This is a genomic window from Citrobacter sp. RHBSTW-00944 (genome assembly GCF_013615435.1).
Taxonomy (GTDB): domain Bacteria; phylum Pseudomonadota; class Gammaproteobacteria; order Enterobacterales; family Enterobacteriaceae; genus Citrobacter; species Citrobacter braakii.
This window is the reverse complement of the sequence record NZ_CP055418.1, coordinates 338953-362037: the sequence shown is the minus strand read 5'-3', so window position 1 is coordinate 362037 and position 23085 is coordinate 338953. Positions and strand designations below refer to the sequence as shown.

17 protein-coding genes and 1 pseudogene are annotated in these 23085 nt (G+C 51.0%); 5 read left to right on the top strand and 13 right to left on the bottom strand.

Annotated elements, in window-relative coordinates; translation table 11 throughout:
* Positions 1-51: 51 nt before the first annotated feature.
* From HV334_RS01685 to vgrG, 5 genes are read right to left on the bottom strand one after another with little or no spacing between them, the layout of a single operon-like run.
* Entirely contained in the window at positions 52-1458 is a 1407-nt protein-coding gene (locus HV334_RS01685; protein WP_181221098.1) for a hypothetical protein, read from the bottom strand.
* Complete coding sequence (locus HV334_RS01680) at positions 1455-1715, bottom strand: PAAR domain-containing protein (protein ID WP_016155465.1); 261 nt, start codon at positions 1713-1715, stop codon at positions 1455-1457. The genes HV334_RS01685 and HV334_RS01680 overlap by 4 nt, the downstream gene beginning before the upstream one ends.
* 1 nt (position 1716) lies before the next feature.
* Positions 1717-2493, bottom strand: coding sequence for a hypothetical protein (locus tag HV334_RS01675; protein ID WP_181221096.1), 777 nt, complete (start codon positions 2491-2493; stop codon positions 1717-1719).
* A gap of 9 nt (positions 2494-2502) precedes the next feature.
* Entirely contained in the window at positions 2503-4599 is a 2097-nt protein-coding gene (locus tag HV334_RS01670; protein WP_181221095.1) for an alpha/beta hydrolase, read from the bottom strand.
* A complete protein-coding gene (gene vgrG / locus HV334_RS01665; protein ID WP_181221094.1) occupies positions 4592-7132 on the bottom strand; it encodes a type VI secretion system Vgr family protein in 2541 nt (846 codons plus the stop codon). The genes HV334_RS01670 and vgrG overlap by 8 nt, the downstream gene beginning before the upstream one ends.
* A gap of 619 nt (positions 7133-7751) precedes the next feature.
* On the opposite strand from vgrG, the gene HV334_RS01660 reads away from it, so the two are divergent.
* Genes HV334_RS01660 through HV334_RS01650 form a run of 3 tightly spaced genes read left to right on the top strand, consistent with a single transcriptional unit; the run spans position 7752 to position 10311 of the window.
* The gene (locus tag HV334_RS01660; RefSeq protein ID WP_049268870.1) at positions 7752-8435 is read left to right on the top strand and encodes a D-lyxose/D-mannose family sugar isomerase; all 684 of its coding nucleotides are present in this window, start codon (positions 7752-7754) and stop codon (positions 8433-8435) included.
* Between the two features lie 14 nt (positions 8436-8449).
* Positions 8450-9310, top strand: coding sequence for a ketose 1,6-bisphosphate aldolase (locus tag HV334_RS01655; protein ID WP_016155383.1), 861 nt, complete (start codon positions 8450-8452; stop codon positions 9308-9310).
* On the top strand, positions 9307-10311 hold the full coding sequence (locus tag HV334_RS01650) for a carbohydrate kinase family protein (protein ID WP_181221837.1): 1005 nt from the start codon (positions 9307-9309) through the stop codon (positions 10309-10311). Before HV334_RS01655 ends, HV334_RS01650 begins: the two co-directional genes overlap by 4 nt.
* 52 nt (positions 10312-10363) lie before the next feature.
* On the opposite strand, the gene HV334_RS01645 is transcribed toward HV334_RS01650, so the two are convergent.
* Positions 10364-11095 (bottom strand): response regulator transcription factor, encoded by a 732-nt coding sequence (locus HV334_RS01645; RefSeq protein WP_181221093.1) that lies wholly within the window; start codon positions 11093-11095, stop codon positions 10364-10366.
* 288 nt (positions 11096-11383) lie between these two features.
* Between HV334_RS01645 and fdhF the strand changes: the two genes are divergently transcribed.
* Together fdhF and yjcO are read left to right on the top strand one after the other, a co-directional pair.
* On the top strand, positions 11384-13531 hold the full coding sequence (gene fdhF, locus HV334_RS01640; RefSeq protein WP_181221091.1) for a formate dehydrogenase subunit alpha: 2148 nt from the start codon (positions 11384-11386) through the stop codon (positions 13529-13531).
* 103 nt (positions 13532-13634) lie between these two features.
* Positions 13635-14324 carry a Sel1 family TPR-like repeat protein YjcO gene (gene yjcO, locus HV334_RS01635; RefSeq protein ID WP_016155379.1) on the top strand — a complete coding sequence of 230 codons (690 nt, stop codon included), beginning with the start codon at positions 13635-13637 and terminating at the stop codon, positions 14322-14324.
* A gap of 50 nt (positions 14325-14374) precedes the next feature.
* Here yjcO and gltP read toward each other — a convergent pair whose 3' ends face one another.
* From gltP to nrfA, 7 genes and pseudogenes are all read right to left on the bottom strand, one after another.
* Positions 14375-15688 carry a glutamate/aspartate:proton symporter GltP gene (gene gltP / locus HV334_RS01630; RefSeq protein ID WP_016155378.1) on the bottom strand — a complete coding sequence of 438 codons (1314 nt, stop codon included), beginning with the start codon at positions 15686-15688 and terminating at the stop codon, positions 14375-14377.
* 344 nt (positions 15689-16032) lie between these two features.
* The gene (gene nrfG / locus HV334_RS01625; RefSeq protein WP_047357723.1) at positions 16033-16653 is read right to left on the bottom strand and encodes a heme lyase NrfEFG subunit NrfG; all 621 of its coding nucleotides are present in this window, start codon (positions 16651-16653) and stop codon (positions 16033-16035) included.
* Positions 16650-18861 (bottom strand): annotated as a pseudogene (nrfF, locus tag HV334_RS01615) (heme lyase NrfEFG subunit NrfF). Before nrfF ends, nrfG begins: the two are co-directional and overlap by 4 nt.
* Before the next feature lie 8 nt (positions 18862-18869).
* Positions 18870-19826, bottom strand: a complete 957-nt coding sequence (nrfD, locus tag HV334_RS01610) for a cytochrome c nitrite reductase subunit NrfD (protein WP_016155452.1) — start codon at positions 19824-19826, stop codon at positions 18870-18872.
* On the bottom strand, positions 19823-20494 hold the full coding sequence (gene nrfC, locus HV334_RS01605) for a cytochrome c nitrite reductase Fe-S protein (protein ID WP_103767227.1): 672 nt from the start codon (positions 20492-20494) through the stop codon (positions 19823-19825). The genes nrfD and nrfC overlap by 4 nt, the downstream gene beginning before the upstream one ends.
* Positions 20491-21057, bottom strand: coding sequence for a cytochrome c nitrite reductase pentaheme subunit (nrfB, locus tag HV334_RS01600; RefSeq protein WP_005132587.1), 567 nt, complete (start codon positions 21055-21057; stop codon positions 20491-20493). Before nrfB ends, nrfC begins: the two co-directional genes overlap by 4 nt.
* Positions 21058-21101: 44 nt before the next feature.
* Positions 21102-22538 (bottom strand): ammonia-forming nitrite reductase cytochrome c552 subunit, encoded by a 1437-nt coding sequence (gene nrfA, locus HV334_RS01595; RefSeq protein WP_016155372.1) that lies wholly within the window; start codon positions 22536-22538, stop codon positions 21102-21104.
* Between the last annotated feature and the right edge of the window lie 547 nt (positions 22539-23085).

Here is a 23085-nt window from a genome sequence, read left to right as displayed (position 1 = left end):
CCTGCCGCAAAGAGAGTAAAAGAAGTATGAGCGCCCATCAGGGCGCTTTCCTCATAAAAACTGAGAGTAATAAATATCCATTTCCCGCTCTATCTTTTGACTCACTATCAAAGAATAAATCATAATCGCCGTATAAATAACCAGAATGCCGATAACTAAAGGAGTAAACGTATACCAGGGATGATTATTGAACATTTCCGTTGGCACGAGACTTACAAACCCTATACCCCATAAAATAATTGCGCAAACAATTATGATTTTCCAATAATTCCCGAAATCGAGCTTACCAAGTGCAGGCCAACATCCTGGATATTTAGCAGCTATTATTCCGGTTTGAATCGTGCCTGCGGATGCACTGGCGAATAACTGATGTCCTTGACCATATTTTGCAGCATCCGCAGCCAACGCCAATACAACCCAACGCTGAACCTCTGTGCTTTGCCCAGTAACGGCTTCCAGTTCATATCGACTATCGGCCAAAATGTTCACTTTTGCGTTTTCCACCCCACTAAACATTACTAATTTTGACTGTTTATCCAGTGAGTTGAACCACATCTTTTTAATTTTACTCACATCCACTTGTTGAGCAGATAAATATGCACTTACAATTTCATCAAGATAATATGGAGTACTGTCCATCATACGCAATAAATATAAAGGCGTGTCTTTATCTTCAAGCAATTTTGTATTGGTAAAAATAAAGGCATTAGCACTTTCGAAAAAATCAGAATTATTTTTATTGTGCAATTCAACTGTAATAACCAAGTTGTTTTCAGAAATATTTAGGCCAATCCAATCATTGATTAAAGAATAATCCGGACAATCATGAAGAATATTAACGTCTCCGACCTTATTGCTGGAGATGCCCAGACTTGCGAGTACCGCCCTGAAACTATTGCCGATAGTGTCATCCGCACCCTTAACATACAACCAGGTATTAAACGGACGATACTCTTTGACAAGAGAATTCTTGAGTGGTTCTATCAACCGTCTTAGCACTTTATCAACTCTGGCGTCATCCATTGAATCAACTTCGATATCAATTCGTAACGGCGTTGCAGAACCTGCTGGCGCTTCCCCTTCTAGTTTCTGAATTTTTAATGCCAGTTCAGGCACCGGGAGAATTGATGAATAGTCTAAAAGAGGCAATGCCTGTATTGCCCAGTTTTTCCACTTATACATACCATACTGCTCAAGGTAACCCGCATAATAAAAAGGAAAAGATATTATACCGTGAATGATTATCACCACACACCAGATTACTAACACTATTAGAGAAGGGATTACTATTGCATTCCATGTCAAATTATCAGCAACTTTCTTTTCCTGAAGCCAGTTTAATATATGGTACATCATACATAACAAGAATATAGCACAGCTAATAACCAGCATAATATTTAGCGGGAATTTTCCTGGGTCTTGATAGGGATTCTTGTTTGGTATCTTCCATTTACTCATTTGCTTGTCCCCGCCATTGGCAGTGTGGTTTTTATTGCACAACCGCATGCAGCCCTACACCCATCCACAACAACGCCTCTACCGTCCATTGTCCAGGTTGGTTCAAAATCAAGTATGGGAAAGGTCCCTTTATGCGCAACACAAAGAACAGTATCCCCCATTAAAGCGACAGGAATTCCCATAAACTTGCTACCAGAAGCTTTGTTCACATACCCACCGTTTTCCAGCGGGTCATTTAGCCTGATTACACCTTTCATATTATTTCCCCGCATCCAGGTCACAGCGCATCTGGGTCCATCCCTTATAGCCCACCACCTCCGGTTCTTTGTCGGGCAGGTTTTGATAATTTGCCTTGTAACCCTCCGTTAAATGGGCTAAAGCAGCTTTCATAAAAACGACCGTCCCCCACGCCGCACCAGGAGATTCAGGTCTCATATGAGCGTCTACATACTTACCCTTGGATTTATGTTTACCTGGCCTGTAGAGATAATACGTGTCATCAAAGAACTTATAATCTATACCCGGCCCGCCGGGTTTTAGACGCGGATCGTCAAAAGGGTATGAACTCATATACAAATGATTCAGCGAAGTGGTAATAAATGCCTGATTATTAACCACCACCACTCTTTTTATTTCTTTTCCCTCCGGTCTGTCGACCATATTCCCCTCTGAATTTCTCTCTTGCCCCTGAAATGGGGAAATATAAGATGCCACCTCCCATGTTTGCCCATAGTCTTTGGATATTGTGTATGCCCCCGGCTCCCACTCAGGAATAAATATATATTTATCGGAAGGATGAATATATTCACCTGTAAAAATTCTGAAGGAAGCAAATATGCCATCATAGATCTCTTTATGTATGCTTCTTTTATTGTCATGATACCAAAGTGCGCCATCACAATTGAAGCCTTTCAATTCCAGATAGCGGTTATTATCATAGCGATAAATAATCTGTGAGGGTGATTTTGTACAGGCAGAGACGGCGCATAGCGAGATTGCTCCGATTATTATTTTTAACATAATTCTCATTTTCATTATTTATCCTTAAACGTTAAGCGACTCAGGCATATCCCATTGCAGATTGGAAATCTCTGTATTATATATTTCATTATACTTGGCAGGTTTAACTGTAGTTGAATGATAGAACTCGTTAACCACACCAAATTTCCCCTTTGGCAAGATATCATCGGGTTTATTCATATAATCTTTTGTATCTGCTTTATTCAGGATACCCGTATCATAATAATCAACAGTCTTTTGCAGACCATTTTTCTTCATACGCCAGTCCCCACGGCGAAGTAGTTTTACCCAGAACTCACCATTTTCGTAATCAAATGCCCTGCATATCCCCACCGCCAGATCGAAGGCCATTGCTTTCGCTGGGGCATCTTTTGACATGACAATAGAGGAATGCTGGCTGTAACCAACAGGGTCTGAGTGCATCCATTCTTTTTTCAGTTCATCCGCCGTTTTTTCATAAATCAGCTGTACGGTTTTATTGTATCCCCCTCCAAGGACAACGCCTTTGGTATAACGCTTACCATATTTATTGCTGAACATTGTGAGTTCTGCTGGTGTTAATTCCCGACCTGGCTGTAAAAAATCGAAACCTGCGCCGCTGAGACTTTTAATATCTGTCTCAGTACGGGAAATAGTAGTGGCTTTTGCAGAAAATGAGATGACCTGATCGGGGGAATCAGGCTCTAACGAATATTGATACTTGCTCTCACCCCCCTGTAGTTGATGCTTAAAAGTAACGGGAAGTTGTTCACCATTAATCACAACATCGGAAAACGTATATTGTTTAGTAAAACCCGTATCCTGATTAAAACTTCCCTTTTTTAACGCCGGCATTTCAAAACACACGCTTTGGGGGCTACAACCTATATCGGGGCCATTTTCGCAGAAAACACGCTGGCGCAAATTCTCTATACCACTCGCAATGTCGTGAGGTATGCCTCGCCAGCCAAAACCCTGCACGTTAAGTAATGAGACAACACTGTCATTGGGGCAAAAATAGTTATATACCTTGCCGAAGTTATTGCGGGTATAGAGCTTATTCTTGCGCCATTGAGAATGGGTTTTACTCAGACATGTTGCGCCTTCTATATCATCAATTTCCGCTCCGGTGTGGTATTCTCCTTTGCCATATTTATCGTTTGTCGCCATCAAATGACAGAAATTTTTAAACGTCTGCTGACGGGCGCGATCCGTCTGGTGATGTCCGGGGGTCGCACTCTCGGCAAACGTATTTTCAAGCGCATAGGGGGAGTGATTAAGAATAACGCAATCAGCTGGTTTCTCACCAGCTTGCATGACCAGCATATTTGCCAGCATAGTAATAATAGTCCCCTGCGAATGTGCAACGATATTAATTGGGTCCCGTTTTGTTGCCGATTCACTTCGAATCATCAGGATTAAATCTGCCAGCCTCTGCGCGGCAAAAAACTGATAAATACGGTGAGGGTTATCATAAATAGGATGCGTAAAATCCCCACCATTCATATGAAATGAAGCAAATCCTGCAGCGCCATTCGTCAGGCCGCCGGAGCCCGGGCCTAACATATCCGGAATAGTGGTTGTCGCATTCGCAAAGGTACCACCTCCTTTGGCATACACATCGTCGAGAACATTACCGAAATTATCATTCTGATATTTCAACGTGGTTTGAGGAATGTGTCCTAACTTTGCCAGCTTCGTGGCGTCATCTTCCTGGTAGGCATTGTAAGGCAGCTTTGCGGCGCTGCCTGATTTAGCCAGCTCATCACGATAACGCCGCTGGTCCTCGATATACGTTGCATGATCAACAGGTTTATATCCCCAGTAAAATGGGATCACCGGACTGCGCCCAGGCATTTTCACCTGCTGCTGTTCGCCATCGCCCATATCCATTTTGAACTGGTGCCATTCATGCGGATACATATCCGTACGGCCCATACGTTCATTCAGGCCGGCAATGATCCCCTGCTCCTGATTTTGATACGCCTCGCCCACATCGTTAACACCATGAACAAGGATTACAATACAGGGCATAGGGTTTTTAACCGCCACTTCGCAGACTGCCATTTTTCCACCGGTGGATTTAGGCACGCCTTGTCCCCCCGTCGCCACGACTCGCGGATTAAAGGGACTGTTACTCATTTGGCAAAATCTCCATTTTCATTTCATCCATTTCCGTCATATCCAGTAACGGCGTCATGCCTTCATCGTCGGTAACACCTTCAATGATTTCACCGGAGGCCTTAGTCAGTCTGAATTTTGTCTTTTTCAGAACATCGTCTGTATTCCCATAACCATGTAATTTAATGCGGCGGTGAAACTGGTCTTCCTGAAAAACGGGGGATTTATCTTTAACGGATTCCGGCCCACTCCAGTCAAGAATGGTGCCTTTCAACTGCACTTTAGCGGGAGAGAATATTTTTACTGAGCCATCTTCATTTATTCGGATACCGCCACCCCCACACAGCAACTGAATATTCTTTTTGGCGCTGATGGTCACATTGCCGTTCATACTTTGAATATGAAAATGCTGATCGGAAAGCAGGCCCATTTCACCACGCTGCGCCTGGACGGAAATATCATCTTTTGCGGCAATAATTTTGATCCCGATCGCTCTGCTGAAAAGCGATAAACCCTGTCCGACAGCCATGGAGAGTTTCTTAAAAACGTTAAAACTGCCGTTATTGGCCGCATTCAGCGACAGATCTTTGTTTGCCGACAGCGCCATGGTTTCTGGTGTGAGCAGAGCCATACCTTGATCGGCATAGGCCACCAGCCCCGGCTGAGTGAGCTGTTCAAGTGCGGCGTTAAGCTGCTGCTGTTGCCCCATTTCGACGTTTAACGCTTGCGCCGTCAGGGCGCTCTGCTGAAGAGAGGTTGCCAGTACAAGCGCAGCCTGTAGCTGTTGAACAACTGCGTTCATGTCGAGCTGCTTGCCCTGGGCTTTTGGCTGCGCCTCTGTCGTCAGCAATATTCCCTTTGCGGCTCTCAACACCCCCCGCTCATCGGTGCGCAGTTCTGCGCCTTCACCGCGCGGCTTACCACCAGCATCAACAAGGTGGCCCATGTTCAGCTGGGTTTTAGCGTATTCGGTACTTAACTTGACGTGTTCCTGTCCGCGTCGGTCCTCCATCCGCAGCTTATTGTGGCCCGCAGTACGGATTACGTTGCGGGTATTGTTACGGCTGGTGACGAGGTCAGGCTTTGGAGCATGATGCAGCGCATGGGCAATGAAAGGCCTTTCCGGATCACCACCTTCAAACGCAATGGCAACTTCCGCCCCCTGAATGAGCGGGAAGTGATGACCATAAGTATCACCGGCATAAATCCGTGCCAGACGGACGGGCATACTTTCATAGCCTTGCTTATGTTGGTCGAGGTCAAAATCAAACTTCACCCAATAGCGCCCCTGCACATCGATATGGGCATATTTGTCATTGTCTATTCGGGAGGAAACAATTGCGGGAACCGTACCCACGATACGCGGTCGGGGTAGTGGCTGCGGCCGAAAGCAAACGCGCTCACTGTAAGGAATACCGATCAGTTGGGATTGAAGGGCTGCATCACGCCTCCCCGTCACCCGCATTGCCGTTACTACAAATCCTGAAGTAAACGCTTGCGGAATAGTACCGTCGATTTCAAGCACCATACCTGGCGCGATCGACGGGCTGGTGGTCACCCCGCTTAAAACAGATTGATTATTAAGAATAATTTCGTGATGCAGTTTGGCGTAGAACCAGCTGGATTCGCCCGGTTGTTCCTCTGCAAATTTCGATCCCGGCTGGTGGTGAATATCCGCATAACGATAATCCACTCCATACGTCGTCGATGTTTGTTCAGCCCCATCGGCATCAGCATTGAGTATTAGCGAGTTGGCAAGCCGGTAGTCAAAGTTCTTTGCTTTAACGGCTGCGGAGACAAGGTTGTGCTTTGATACCAGCTTATCGATCGCGTAATCATTTGCTGTCAGACCCGCATGAGATGCATGCATAATCTTTTGATCGAAGATGTACCGGCTTTGGGAATCACTAAAGATAAGCACCATAATGTGCGAAACCGCATGATGATTTTCAATCCTGAACCAGATCCCAACTTCTGACAGGATGCGGCTGACAAACGCTAAATCTGATTCCTCCCACTGTACGATCATTTCCCGGTCAGGATAGGTACAAAGAAGCTTATCAAAGTCGATTTCATAATCAGCAAAAAAATGCTCTTTGAGGATCTGCGTTACCAGTTTCGGAACGTTAATATTCAGGTAAATAGCCGATCGCCTGCGTCGTGAGAGTAATGCAAGCTTATGCTCCAGCCTGATTTCGTACAGTGATTCATCCGCTGAAGTGCTAATAAGTGAACATGATGTAATAACCCCTTCTATTTGCCGCTCATTGATCCACATTGCAGAACCCTGAACATATTTACTCCATTTATTATTAGGGGCTCTAATTTGTAGCATAGCTTCAATATTAAGAAGAGATTCTGGAGGGATATCTTTACATTTTGAAGTGAATGTTATTTTATAACTATATGGTTTGCTTAGACTTTCCTTTCCGTCAATTGATTCAACATCAAGTACACCTAAATTTACCGACCCTCTGATGGTTAATAAGTATTTATTTATACTATCATCTGAAATCATACCTTCAAGATTATAGAAGCCAGAACCTTTTTTCATTATCGCATCCCTTGCAGAAAGACAGTAATACATAAAGAATAAAGTTTAAAGTTTAAAGTTTAAAGTTTAAAGTTTAAAGTTTAAAGTTTAAAGTTTAAAGTTTAAAGTTTAAAGTTTAATCAGCATACCAACAAGACTACTAAGAAGGTTATTTTTTACTAAAAAAATATTTTAAAAATAAACAAATAGTTATTAGCAAAGTACGTAGTACACTTATGATATATAAACGATCGGTTAACTAACGATATTTTATATTCAATAGCAGCAGATTTTAATAAGATTATTTATATTATGTATTATTCATTTTTAATCGCGAGGCAACACGCCAGCGCGCACATCCCAATGACTGCAGAAAACTGAGATTCGACTAAAAAAACAAAAATATTAAGATAATGATTTATAATAACATTTGTGAAAATGCTCTTTTTATTTATCATTTTATTGAATGAATCACATCACCACATAGAAAAACACAATAAAATATAACTATTCCCTATTCTGCTGTGAGGGAGAGGTAACCAGATTGTGTCCATTTTATCCATGGGAAAGCTTTTGATTTTCTCCCTCTTCTTTGAGAGAGGGCCGCATAAAGGTCATCTTATCAGCCACAGGAGAATCAATGAAACGCTCAGCAATAAACGAAATCCTTGGCCACACGCGCCAGTTTTTCTCTCAGCACGACGTGCATCTCCCCCCTTTCGCCAGTTTCCCGCCGACCCAATGGCGCAAGCTTGATCCCGCCGCCTGGAGAGAAGTTTTCGACCTTAAGCTCGGTTGGGATGTCACCGCGTTTGGCGGCAACAATTTCGCCGCGCAAGGGTTAACGCTGTTTACCCTGCGTAATGGCTCGCCGAAAGGAATGCCTTACGAGAAATGCTACGCCGAGAAAATCATGCATGTTCGCGATGCGCAGGTCACGCCGATGCATTTTCACTGGCGTAAACGCGAAGACATTATCAATCGCGGCGGCGGTAATTTAATTGTGGAACTGTGGAATGCGGGGCTCCGAGAACAAACGGAGGACAGCGACGTGAGCGTGGTGATTGACGGCTGTCGGCAAACCCATGCGGCAGGCAGTCAACTGCGCCTGACGCCGGGTGAAAGCATCTGCCTGCCGCCGGGCCTGTATCACAGCTTCTGGGCGGAAGAAGGTTTTGGCGACGTGCTGGTCGGCGAGGTTTCTTCTGTTAATGACGACGACCACGATAACCACTTTCTGCAACCGATCGCCCGCTATAACGACATTGAAGAAGACGAACCGGCGCAGCTGGTGCTGTGTAATGAGTATCGCCTGTTCCGCTAACCAAGGAGCGCATTATGCCGTTGATATCTCTCGCCGATGGCCTTGCCCATGCCCGCGAGCACCGCTATGCCTTAGGGGCGTTTAACGTTCTGGACTCACACTTCCTGCGCGCGCTGTTTGCCGCGGCAAAGCAGGAACGTTCGCCGTTTATCATCAACATCGCCGAGGTGCATTTTAAATATATCTCGTTGGATTCTCTGGTCGAAGCGGTCAAGTTCGAAGCCGCGCGGCATGACATTCCGGTAGTGCTGAACCTTGACCACGGCCTGCACTTTGAGTCGGTGGTTCGGGCACTTCGCTTAGGTTTCAGTTCAGTGATGTTTGATGGCTCCACGCTGGAGTATGAAGAAAATATTCGTCAAACCCGCGAAGTGGTGAAGATGTGTCACGCCGTCGGCGTATCGGTGGAAGCCGAACTGGGCGCGGTGGGAGGCGATGAGGGCGGCGCGTTGTATGGTCATGCCGACGAGTCGCTATTTACCGACCCGATGATGGCGCGTGATTTCGTCGACAGAACCGGGATTGACGCGCTGGCGGTCGCCATTGGTAATGCACACGGCAAATATAAAGGCGAACCGGTGCTCGACTTTCCGCGTCTGGACGCCCTTCGCCAGCAGGCGGCGATCCCACTGGTACTGCACGGCGGTTCCGGCATCAGCAACGACGATTTCAAGCGCGCAATTGAACTCGGCATTCACAAAATCAACTTCTATACCGGCATGTCGCAGGCGGCGCTGTCAGCGGTAGAGACAAGAATAGCGAATCGTCAGCCCCTGTACGACGAATTCGCCGAACTGCTGCTCGCCATTGAAGAGGCCATTACCGATACCGTTTCAGAACAGATGCGTATTTTTGGCAGCGCGGGACGGGTCTGATGGAACGCAGAGGCGTTATCGCCGCAGGCAACATGCTGGTCGATCATGTGCATCAAATTGTGCAGTGGCCGGAACGCGGCTGGCTGGCGGAAATCATCCGTAGCGAACGCGCGACGGGCGGTGCGCCGCTGAACGTACTGCTGACGCTGGCGAAAATGCACACCGGACTGCCGCTGCAGGCGGTGGGGTTAATCGGTCAGGATAGCGACGGCGACTACATCATGGCGATGCTGGAGCAGTATCATGTTAATCGCCAACATGTGCAGCGCACGACTTTCGCCCCCACGTCGATGTCACAGGTGATGACCGATCCCAGCGGTCAGCGCACCTTTTTCCACTCGCCCGGCGCCAACCGGCTGCTGGATCTGCCCACTTTTGAGCAACTGGATACCTCGATGAAAATCTTCCATCTTGGCTATCTGCTGCTGCTCGACAGTCTGGACATGCCGGATGAGGAGTACGGCACGCGTAGCGCACGGCTGCTGGCGCAAATGCGCGACAACGGCTTTGAAACATCACTGGATCTGGTTTCACGCAAGGGCGACCCGCGCTATCAGCCGCTGGTGATGCCAGCCCTGCGCCATCTCGACTATCTGGTAATTAACGAGCTGGAAGCAGGGGAATTCAGCGGGCTGGAGATCCGCCAGCCCAACGGGGAGCTGCATATTGCGCACATCGCCACCGCTGCGCGCGAACTGCTGAATGCGGGCGTTCGCCAGCGGGTGGTTATCCACTGTCCGGAAGGCGCCTGGGGTGAAGCGCCGGATCTGACGGGCGTCTGGATCCCGTCACAATATCTGGCGCAGGAGGAGATCGTTGGCAGCGTCGGGGCGGGAGATGCGTTTTGCGCCGGATTTTTGTATGGCTGTCATGAACGCTGGTCGCTGACGGACAGCGTCAGGCTGGCACACGCCTGCGCACGGGCCAGTTTGCTGTGCGCCAACGCGATAGACGGCGCGAAAACGTTGGCAGAGTTAAAAGCCGGTATGGCTGAGGCCTGATGCACTACGCTTATCAGGCCGACCTAGCGTCCTTGTAGGCCGGATAAGACGTTTACGCCGCCTTATCATGATGCTGAACGTCGGCGGCAAACACATAGCCCAGCCCGCGCAGGGTTTTGATCAGCATCGGCTGATGCGGGTTGTTCTCTATTTTTCGCCGTAACCGCATGATTAGCACGTCAATGGTGCGGTCAAACACCTCAACGCTGTCGCTGCGCGTCAGTTCCAGCAGCTGTTCTCGGCTAAGTACCCGGCGGGCGTTTTGGGCCAACGCCAGCAGCAGGCTGTATTCCCCCTGCGTCAACTCCACCTTCAGTTGCTGAGGATTATGTAACTGGCAACCGGCGGTATCGAGATGCCAACCGTTAAAAGAAAGCCCCGTGGTTTGCGGGCTGCCGCTTTCTGCCGTTAACACGCCGACGCGTCTGAGTACCGCTTTTACCCGCGCCACCAGCACCCGCGCATTGAACGGTTTACCGATGTAGTCGTCAGCGCCCATTTCCAACCCGACAACCACATCCGACTCGCTGCCAAGCCCGGTCAGCATCACCACCGGTAGTCCGGGTCTCATCTTTTGCACCTGCTGCAGCACCATCAGACCGTTAATATCAGGCAACATCATGTCCAGCAATACCAGAGCGAATTCCGGCTGAGTCTCAATGCAGCGCAGCGCCTCCTGCCCGGTGTGACATGCGGTCACTGCAAAGACGTGTTCGCTCAGCACATCCTGTAAAAGCGTGCAGACAGCGATGTCATCATCCACAACCAGTATGGCTGGCTTCATTGTTTTTCCCCATTTCTGGCCAACTTAAATGAGTGTGATTGATTCTGCACAGAGTGACAGCGATAAGGCACAAGGATGTGTGGGAAACATAACCTCGGTCACACTGCCGGGCCGTCACGTATTGGAGATTCGTCACGTCAAATATGACGACAGCCTGTTTTTCGTCAGGGTTTTGCGCAAAATTCGCCCGTAATATCGACTAATGCCCCTGATAAAAACATGGCATAAAAGATGCATAACTCAAGCGACAAGCGCGTATGCGTGATTTGATTAACTGGAGCGAGACCGATGAAAAAAGTCGTCACGGTTTGCCCATATTGCGCATCAGGTTGCAAAATCAACCTGGTGGTCGATAACGGCAAAATCGTCCGGGCTGAAGCGGCGCAGGGGAAAACCAACCAGGGTACCTTGTGTCTGAAGGGCTACTATGGCTGGGATTTTATCAATGATACCCAGATCCTGACCCCTCGTCTGAAAACCCCAATGATCCGTCGCCAGCGTGGCGGCAAACTGGAATCCGTTTCCTGGGATGAAGCGCTTGATTACGTCGCCACTCGTCTGAGCGCCATCAAAGCGAAGTATGGCCCGGACGCTATTCAGACGACCGGTTCATCTCGCGGTACGGGTAACGAAACCAACTATGTAATGCAAAAATTCGCGCGCGCCGTTATTGGTACCAATAACGTTGACTGCTGCGCTCGCGTCTGACACGGCCCTTCGGTTGCAGGTCTGCACCAATCGGTCGGTAACGGCGCAATGAGTAATGCTATCAATGAAATTGATAACACAGATTTAGTGTTCATCTTCGGGTACAACCCGGCGGATTCCCACCCGATCGTGGCGAATCACGTGATTAACGCTAAACGTAACGGGGCGAAAATTATCGTCTGCGATCCGCGCAAAATTGAAACCGCGCGTATTGCCGATATGCACATCGCGTTGAAAAACGGCTCGAACATCGCGCTGCTCAACGCTATGGGTCATGTCATCATCGAAGAAAAACTGTACGACCAGGCGTTCGTCGCCTCCCGTACCGAAGGATTCGAAGAGTACAGCAAGATTGTCGAAGGCTACACGCCGGAGTCCGTCGAAGATGTCACTGGCGTTAGCGCACAGGATATTCGTCAGGCTGCTCGTATGTACGCCACGGCAAAAAGCGCGGCCATCCTGTGGGGCATGGGTGTTACCCAGTTCTATCAGGGTGTGGAAACCGTGCGTTCACTGACCAGCCTCGCAATGCTGACCGGCAACCTCGGTAAGCCAAGCGTGGGCGTTAACCCGGTTCGTGGCCAGAACAACGTTCAGGGCGCATGCGACATGGGCGCGCTACCGGATACTTATCCGGGCTATCAGTATGTGAAAGATCCGGCTAACCGCGAGAAGTTCGCTAAAGCCTGGGGCGTGGAAAGTCTGCCTGCGCATACCGGCTATCGCATCAGTGAACTGCCGCACCGTGCGGCGCATGGCGAAGTCCGCGCGGCGTACATTATGGGTGAAGATCCATTACAGACCGATGCTGAACTCTCCGCAGTGCGCAAAGGCTTTGAGGATCTGGAACTGGTCATCGTGCAGGATATCTTCATGACCAAAACTGCCGCTGCCGCAGACGTTATTTTACCGTCTACGTCATGGGGCGAGCATGAAGGCGTCTTCTCCGCGGCTGACCGTGGCTTCCAGCGCTTCTTTAAAGCCGTTGAGCCGAAGTGGGATCTGAAAACGGACTGGCAGATTATCAGTGAAATCGCCACCCGTATGGGCTACCCGATGCACTACAACAACACCCAGGAAATCTGGGATGAGTTGCGTCATCTGTGCCCGGATTTCTACGGTGCCACTTACGAGAAAATGGGCGATCTGGGTTATATCCAGTGGCCTTGCCGCGACACCTCAGAAACCGACCAGGGTACGTCTTATCTCTTCAAAGAGAAGTTCGATACCCCGAACGGTCTGGCGCAGTTCTTTACCTGCGACTGGGTAGCGCCAATCGACAAACTCACTGAGGAGTACCCGATGGTGCTGTCTACGGTGCGTGAAGTCGGCCACTACTCTTGCCGTTCGATGACCGGTAACTGTGCGGCGCTGGCCGCGCTGGCGGATGAACCGGGCTATGCCCAGATCAACACCGCCGACGCAGAACGCCTGGGCATCCAGGATGAAGAGCTGGTGTGGGTTAACTCGCGTAAAGGCCGGGTCATTACCCGTGCAGCAGTCAGCGATCGTCCAAACAAAGGCGCGATTTACATGACCTACCAGTGGTGGATTGGCGCATGTAATGAGCTGGTAACCGAGAACTTAAGCCCGATTACCAAAACGCCGGAGTACAAGTACTGTGCCGTTAACGTTGAACGCATTGCCGATCAGCGCGCTGCCGAGCAGTATGTCATTGATGAGTACACCAAGCTGAAAGCCAGCCTGCGCGAAAGCGCGATGGGTTAGTCCGTTTACGTAACTGTTCTGCAACAGCCTCCGCCCGGAGGCTGTTTTTTTATCCATACGATCTCTTTATACTGTTCATTCCGTACCCTAAATAAAACTCAAAATGAAACAACTCATTGCATTGATGTTCTTTATGACATTCTTTGCCCATGCCAGTGATACTGAGCCAGGAAGCCAGTATTTGCAGGCCGCTGAGGCAGGGGATCGTCGCGCACAGTACTTTCTTGCCGATACCTGGTTCAGTTCGGGCGATTTGAGCAAAGCCGAGTATTGGGCGCAAAAAGCCGCCGACAACGGCGATGCCGACGCCTGTGCGCTACTGGCGCAAATCAAAATTACGAATCCGGTCAGTCTGGATTACCCCCAGGCTAAAACGCTGGCGGAAAAAGCAGCCAAAGCAGGCAGTAAAGCGGGAGAACTTACCCTGGCGCGGATTCTGGTCAACACCCAGGCTGGACGTACCGATTACCCTAAAGCCATTACCTTGCTGCAAAACGCCTCCGAAGACCTGGAAAATGACTCCGCCGTCGACGCGCAAATGCTGCTCGGCCTGATTTACGCCAACGGCGTGGGCATTCCCGCTGACGATGAGAAAGCGACGTGGTATTTCAAACGAAGCTCAGCCATTTCCCGTACCGGTTATTCCGAATACTGGGCAGGGATGATGTTCTTAAACGGTGAACAGGGTTTTATCGTGAAGAATAAACAGAAGGCGCTGCACTGGCTGAATCTGAGCTGTATGGAAGGATTCGATACCGGCTGCGAAGAATTTGATAAGTTAACAAACGGGTAATGATTTGCATTGCCGGATGGCGCTACGCTTATCCGGCAAGCTGTCATGAATTACTGATTAGCGGTCTTATCAAATCTACCCAGCACGTCGCGCTCATAGGCCAGCGCTTTCTTGCGGTCAAATTTGTGTTCCCACTTGGCGATAACCAGTACCGCCAGCGCATTACCCACCACGTTCAGCGCGGTACGCGCCATGTCGAGGATACGGTCAACACCGGCGATAAACGCCAGGCCTTCCAGTGGGATCCCCACGCTGCCCAGCGTAGCCAGCAGCACCACGAATGATACGCCCGGCACACCCGCAATCCCTTTTGAGGTCACCATCAGCGTCAACACCAGCACGATTTCCTGCCACAGCGACAGGTCGATACCATACAGCTGCGCGATAAAGATAGCGGCGATACTCTGGTACAGAGTTGAACCATCAAGGTTGAATGAGTAGCCGGTCGGCACCACAAAGCTGGTGATTGAAGCTGGCGCGCCATAGGCTTCCATCTTCTCAATAATGCGCGGCAGTACGCTCTCGGAGCTGGCGGTAGAGTAAGCCAGAATCAGCTCGTCTTTCAGAATGCGGATCAGGATCCAGATGCTCAAACCGCAGATGCGCGCCACGATCCCCAGCACCACCAGCGCGAAGAACAGAATGGCGAAATGCACCAACAGCACCAGCTTCGCCAGCGGCCACAAGGAGGCAAAACCGAAGTTCGCGACGGTAACGGCAATCAGCGCGAAAACGCCGACTGGCGCGTAGCGCATAACCATGTGAGTGACTTTAAACATGGTTTCGGAAATAGAGCGAAATACGGTAACCAACGGCTCGCGGTGAGTTGCCGGCAGGGAAGACAGACCTAAACCGAACAGCACCGAGAAGAAGATAATCGGCAGCATATCGCCTTTTGCCATCGATGCGACGATGTTGGTTGGCACCAGTGACAAAATTGTCCCCATCAGGCCATGCGCGTGGCTCTGTACTTCTGCGGTCGTGCTTTGATATTTCGAAATATCCACGGTCGCCAGTTGCGACATATCCACCCCGGTACCTGGCTGGAACACATTCGCCAGAGTGATACCCAGGATAATCGCCACGGTGGTGATTACTTCGAAATAGATAATAGTTTTGGCGCCAATACGGCCCAGCTGTTTTGCATCACCGACCCCGGCGATACCGACAACCAGCGTAGAGATGACAATGGGCACCACGATCATTTTGATCAGATGGATAAAGATATCGCCCGCCGGTGACAGCAGGTTTACAACCAGCCATTCGCGGCTGTCACTATGGTAATGCAGGTAACTCCCCAGCAGAATGCCCAGCACCATAGCGATCAGAATCTGCCATGCCAGGCTGACTTTCAAATTTTTCATAACAACGGACTTCCTCGATGGAGCGCTATTCCACATGCGGTGTGTGGTAATAGTACATACTGAAAGGGTATGAATTGTGTTGCGTTCGTTTATGGAGTTTTTTAACGCTTATTATCATTATCATTTGCGTACTGTCTCGCGCAACCCTCCAGGAACAGAGCCTTCAGCTGAATTTATGCATAAAAATGCAATTTTATCGGGGTATTGATGAATAACTTTTTGTTATAAAAGAATTTTAATATGTTCAAAAATGAAGAAGTCATGGCGTGAGTTTTTTTTGCTCATTTGTTCGTTCGCCTGTTTTTTAAACAGGCCAAATGATACCAATCACAAAAGAAACAAATTTATTTTTGCCGATTCTGCAACAACTTCGCCATATTAATAGAGTCAATGAGCTGTGCCCGGTTCACCCTCGGCGAGTTTAAATCCATAACTTTTTGCCACACTGAAATGGCCTGGGCGTAGTCTGCCTGCATAAACGCATCTGAGGCTAACAGCATCAGTGCAGTGACCTCTGTCGGGTCCAGCGCCAGAGCCTTATCAATCATCTCGCGAGTGGGCGGTGTCATATGCTGCCCGGCCTGGTAATACAATACCGTTGCCAGCGCTGAATAGATCTCAGCATTTTCACCCCCTACACGTAGCGCCTGCTCGTAGGCCAGCAGCGCATTATGATACGCGTTTTGCCAAAGATAGTACTCACCGAGTTGCGCCCATTTCACACCGTCCTGTGGATTAGCACGAATTTGCGATTGCAGCAAAAGCAGCTGTTTTTCCTGAACATTTTCATCGGTGAACGCATGTAATGGGTCCGCCAACCGCGTCTGTTCCTGACGCACCGCCTGCCATTTTGGCGTCAACAGGTAACCTCCGATGCAGGCCACAACCATCAGCACCGTCGCAGCGGTCAGCCACTTCACGGGGAGTGGGCGTAACGGCGCAGGGGAATGGGTGGACTGGCTCATTGCACATCCTCCTCTACGCGCTGACGCCTTCTCACCCGCCAGACCACCACGCCCACCAGTAATAACAGCAGGCACGGCAACGCCCACAGCAGCAGCGTTTGCTCATTCAACGGCGGGTTGTAGCGCACAAAATCACCGTAGCGATCGGTCATCCACGTCGTTATCTCGGCTTCACTTTTCCCTTCCGCCACCATGCTATAAACCTGGTGGCGCATACTGACCGCTACCGGCGCATTAGATTCCAGCAAGTTTTGGTTTTGACACTGTGGACAGCGCAGTTGGCTGGCAATAGACAACGCTTTTTCCTGTTGTTGCGGGTTGGCAAAAGCCCATGTGTCCACAACCTGGGCATGTGTCGCGAAGGCGATGAAAAACAAAATGATAGCTAAGAGTAAACATGTTCTGCCGGATGGCGCTGCGCTTATCCGACCTACCGTTTTCACACCCCGTTCGCCGCCATCTGGCAACGCGTTGATTAGTTTATGCATCGCGCTTTCTCCCTCGCCATCCGCTCAGCAGCGCACCAAAGACCATTAACAGTCCCCCGCCCCAAATCCAGCGCACGCCGGTCTGCACGTACAAGCGCATGGCATAACGGTCCGGTCCGGTTTTTTCGCCGATTACCGCATACCAGTCATGCATCAGATTCCAGCGGATCCCCGGCTCCATCATCTGTTGACGGCGCGCGGCATAGAAGCGTCTTTCGGGCTCCAGGCTGCCAATGCGTTTCTCATTTTGCCACAGCGTGATCTGCGCTTTTTCACTGGTGTAGTTACCTTTTGCTTCCAGGTCGAGACGCTCAAAACGAAAAATATAGCCCGCCAGTTCCACCTGCTGCTCGGGGCTGAGATTCAGGCTTATCTCCTGACGACTACCGCTGGAAAAGACGATCCCAGCCGCAAACACCAGCACCCCGGCATGCGCCAGCAGTGCCGGAAGCTGGCAACGCACAGGCACTTTGCGGCTTCTGATCGTCGCCAGCACGATAACCAGCAGCATCAGCAGGCCAAAGGGCAGCGTAGCACGGTTAAAGTACGGTGCGCCCACGGAGAGCCGCCCCCAGCCGAACAACCCGTAAATCATCGGGTAAAGGGTGCCAATCAGCACAATCAGCAGCACCGCGCAAAAAAGTAATAGCGCGACCAGAATCAGCATCTCGCGCGACCAGCCGCCAAAACGCGCATTCTGGCGGACTTGCTGTCCCCGCCAGGCATACAGCCCGAGCGATGCCAGGCTCAATACGGTAAACAGCGCAAACAGCGGTGTGGCGCGGACGTTATCCAGCGCAAAAGCGTGCACGGAAACGAGAATGCCGGAACGCACAATCAGCGTCCCCAGCAGCGATAAAATCAGCGTGACGATCGCCAGCAGCAGCGACCAGTGGCGGAAGATCCCACGTTGGCGCGTGATGAACAGACTATGCAGCAGCGCACTGGCGGAAAGCCAGGGTAATAAGGAGGCATTTTCTACCGGGTCCCAGAACCACCAGCCGCCCCAGCCCAGCTCGCAGTAAGCCCACCAGGAGCCGAGGATAATCCCCAGCGTCAGCGCACACCAGCCAGGCAGCGCCCAGCGCCAGCACACCCCGGCGCTCTGCGCATTAAAGTCACCGCGCAGCAGCGAGGCCAGCGCCACACCTGCCGCCACCATCAAGCCACCGTAACCCAGGTACAGCAGCGGCGGATGGAGGATTAACCCGAGATGTTGCAGCATCGGGTTAAGGTCGCGCCCTTCAATGGCTGGCGGGAAGATACGCACGAACGGATCGGACCATACCACCACAAACAGCAGCAGCAGGGCCGTTATCAGTGCGAGGACGCTGAGCGTTAACGGAAACAGCAGGTCGGAATCACGCCGATAGCGCAAGGCGAACAGCGCGCTCCAGCCGGAAAGAAACAGCACCCACAGCAGCAGCGATCCTTCATGCCCGCCCCACACCGCCGCCAGTTTTAATCCCCACGGCAGCAGGCTGTAGCTATGCTGAGCAACGTAGACCACCGAAAAGTCGCTGGTGAGAAAGCAGAATATCAGAATGGCAAGGGCCAGCAGCAGCAGCGAAAATTGCGTCCACATGCCCACGCTTGCCAGGCGCATTACGCCTTGCCAGCGCTGGCGGACACCCACCAACACGGCAATCGGGGTCAACACGTTGACCCCGAGGCTTAACAACAGTGCCAGAAAACCGGCTTCAGGAAGGAGAACGTCCAGATATCACCTTACGCAACGGTTAGCTGACCCGCATAGAGAATAAAAAAGCGCAGCAGCAGTACGCCGGTCAGGCTGGCGCCGCACACTGCCAGCACGCCATGAAACGTCGAACTGCGGTTGGCCCAAGGTTTTAGCAGCATCGGCAGTATCAGCCCAAGCCCGGCCACGCCCAGCCAGAACCACCAGGTCCAGAATCCACCGCCCAGTGCCGCCGCCAGCGCGCGCATTTTGCCGTCATCGCCCAGCGCCAGGCCGACGAAAAACGCCGCCAGCAGGAAGATCTCCAGCCATACCACCGGGACTTCCATGCGATGCACAAAGTGCGCTTCGGTACTGTGCGGATTGCTACGATGACGTAACGCCATGGCGATCAGCGCCACCGCCGCGCCGGAGGAGATCCCGGAGAACAGAAACAGCACCGGCAGGATCGGGTTATTCAGGAACGGGTAGGATTTCAGCGCCGACAGCAGAAAACCGGTGTACGCCCCGAGCAGGACCGCCAGCACCAGCATTAACGTCTCCAGCGCGCGATGAAACGGCGCAATCAACGTCAGCATTTTCTGTACGATCCCTAATCGCGGCAACCAGCGCTGTTGCAGAGCAATCACCTCTTTTTCAAAGATTTTTGCCAGCCACAGCACCAACACCACCATATACAACTGGAACAACATGACCCCCATCGACATCACCGAAGTGAAGCTGTAGTGGAACATCAGTTTCCAGAAGGTCCATGGACGCGTCAGGTGGAACACCAGAATCAGCAGACCGAAGATAATCGCCCCCGGCCCTAACACCAGCGTAGTGCGTAGCAGCGTGCTGTCAGAACCGCCCGCCTCCGGATGGAAACGACGCAGCAGAATCGCCAGCGTGACCAGTCCGGCGGAGATGCCAATCAGGAACAGATAGATGGCAATGGGCCAGTCCCACACCAGTGATTCAAAATGAAATGCAGAAGCGGATGTCATTGGCTCACCTCCCCAAATTTAAAGGGAACGCGGTAGACCTTCGGTTTTGTGCCCAACGCCAGCTTGTAACGGTAGGTGGTTTTCTGCAGCAACAAGCGGGAGATATCGCTATTGGGATCGTCCAGATTACCAAACGTCAGCGCCTTCGTCGGACACGACTCAACGCAGGCGGGCTGCTTGCCCGCTTTCAGATTGGTTTTCCGACAGAAATCGCATTTATCCGCCGTTTTGCTAACCGGATGGATAAAGCGCACGCGATAAGGACACGCGGCGATACAGTACTGGCAGCCAACGCAAAGGTCCGGGTTCACATCCACAATACCGCTGGCGGCATCGCGATACGATGCCCCCGTCGGGCAGACGTCAACGCAGGGGGCATGGTCGCAATGCTGGCACGAATGACGGAAGAAGTGATACTTCACATCAGGAAACGTCCCCTGCGGCTCGCTGCGAATAATCGTCAGACGCGATACCCCTTCCGGCACGTTGTTTACTTCCCGACAAGCATCCATGCAGGCCGTACAGCCGATGCATAGTGACTCATCATGTACCATACCGTAACGTACGCCGTTGATGTTCAGCGTCTTCGCCACAACGCGTCCCGCCGTCCCGCTCACTGCCACCAGCGCGCCGACGCGGGTGATAAACTGGCGACGAGAGCAACTCATGGATGCTCCTTAAGCAACGGAACCGACGCCGGGTTAAAGTTCGGATTGTTACGCTGATCGCTGTGGCAATCGACGCAAATCTTGATCCGTCCTTTATCACTTAGCGTCTGCATCGTGTCTTGCTTCGGATGCAGTGAGTGACAGCTGGCACACGCCACTTTGGTTACGTGGACATCGTGTGGCCAGAACGCTTTTTGTAGCTGCTCAGGCAGGTGGCAGGACATACAGACGCTGTTCTGCTGTTCAACGTTGTACATCGGCTCATTAAAGCGCATCACATCCTTCACCCCTTCACGGTGGTTCGGTGACGGCTGGCCGTGACAATTGGTGCAGGTGACCGGCAGTTTGTTATTCGGGTTGATGACTTCTGCATGCTTACCATGCATACCTTCGGTATCTGGCTTGTGACAATCCAGACAGGCGGCATCCGGATTACGCTGTTGGGTAACCGTCCAGCGTTGATCCGACTCCTGCGGCGTTGGCGTGGCAGTGATTCCACTCAGGCTCCAGAACAAGCCTGACGCCAGCACCCCAGCAGTTAATAACGAACGTAATACGCTCATATTCACTCCGTTGAGTTATCCGCCCCTGACGGGGCGAAATGGGGTTATTGGCTTAACAGACCGTTTTTACGCGCCTGATCTTCCCACTGCGGAATCACCGTTTTGATGAAGTCCTGCTTCTCAGCATTGATTTGCTGCATGTTCAGACCAATCGCCGCCTGGGCTTTCTCTTTGGTAGAGATATCCGGTAACGGGATTTCATGGGTGATGCCTTTAGTCGCCAGCAGACGGACCAGTTTGGTACGCGCATCGGCGGCTTTATCCATGGCGCTACCCAGCATCCGCAGACCCTCTTCCGGAGCGTGCATGTGAATACCGTGTGAGGCGATAGACAGGTCCCAGCGCCATTGTGCGTGACGGATATCTTCCAGAATCGGCTTCATTTCCGCTTCAGTCGCACCCGCATCCCATGCAGCTTTCGCTTCGAAGTGCGCATGAACCAGCTGATCTTCCACCTTGATTTTCAGGTCATGAATAGCCTGTTTACGCTCGGCGACCACTTTTTGCAGGGACGCTTTATCCTGGGTGTGGCAGTTCGCACAGGTCTGAGCAAAGTTATCGAACGGGTTACCAATCTTATGGTCGGTGTAGATCTTGCCTTCCGCGTTTTGCACTTTCGGCATGTGACAGTCGATACAGGTCACGTTGTTCTTGCCGTGAATGCCCGCGCTCCAGGTTTCATATTCCGGGTGCTGCGCTTTCAGCATCGGCGTTTTCGACAGGGAGTTGGTCCAGTCAGAGAAGGCGATGGTGTCGTAGTATTTCTCCATGTTCTCGACTTTCATGCCCTCGTCCCACGGGAACTTAACGGCTTTGTTTTTACCGTCGAAGTAGTATTCCACGTGGCACTGACCGCAGACCATGGATTGCTGATCAAAGCGACCGGCTTTCTCAAACGGTTTGCCGATTGCTTCCATCGCGCGTTCTGCATAAGGACGCGACAGCGTCAGCTCTGGCTTGCCTTTGGCGAAGTCTGGTGACGCAGTGTTATGGCAATCTGCACAGCCGAGATTGTTAACAATTTCTGGACCGCCGCGCGCCCATTTACCGTGGAAGTAGCCATCTTCACCATCTTTCTGGATCAGACGCGCTACGTCCGGGCTTTTACAGCTCCAGCAGGCCATCGGCAGCGGACCGTCTTCAGCCGTTTTTGGTGCGCCGGTACGTAAGGTTTCACGTACATCGGTCACGGCATAGGCGTGTCCACGCGGTTTGTTGTAATCGCGCGAGAATGGATATCCCGCCCACAGGATCACCAGACGCGGATCTTCTGCCAGCGCATCTTCACGGGCTGATTGCTCAGACGTGGCTTTCCAGGAGAGATATTGATCGGGATGCTGAGGAGCGAAGGTTTCATTCTTCGCTTCAACGGTGACGGTTTTTGCGGGTACAGGAGTTTGTTCAGCGTGAACAGCAGAAATAAATAATAAAGGTAATAACAGGCTGAAGAAACGGCGTACGCGTGATTTTATCCTTGCCATAGGGGTCTCATCCAGATGACGCCATTATCTGCAATGGCGGTTCTTTTATTGTTTTCCATAACAGCAACCACACGAATACTGTCATGACATTGCTCCACCCTATTTGTAACAAGAAACCACACTGAAAATGTTGTCTTTAATCAATTGTAAGTGTATGTAAAATACCACTTTAGAGTTATATCACCCCCCTCTAACCTCTAATGCTTGTCAGTTAACGAGGATGAGTGGCAGTAGCGATAATGGAAAGTGGCACATACGGAGGTAATGAATCTGTTGCCTCCGGCGTATTGCTACGTTCACCTTAGTGATATCACTTCTCTGAGACAATACGACCTGTGAACGTGTTAAGGGTACTATCGCCGTACCCTTAACAATCCCGGCTCCCGGCGGGAAAATTGCCGCTCCGCGGTCCCCTCCGTTTATTCCTCCAGGCTACCGGGCCGGGCGCGAGGTAGCGTCCCTGCAAAACGCGCCCTGAACCCGCATCCCTGCGGGTTCTCCCGGCCTTCCGGAAACACGTCGGCAATTTTCAGCCGGACCAGCCCAC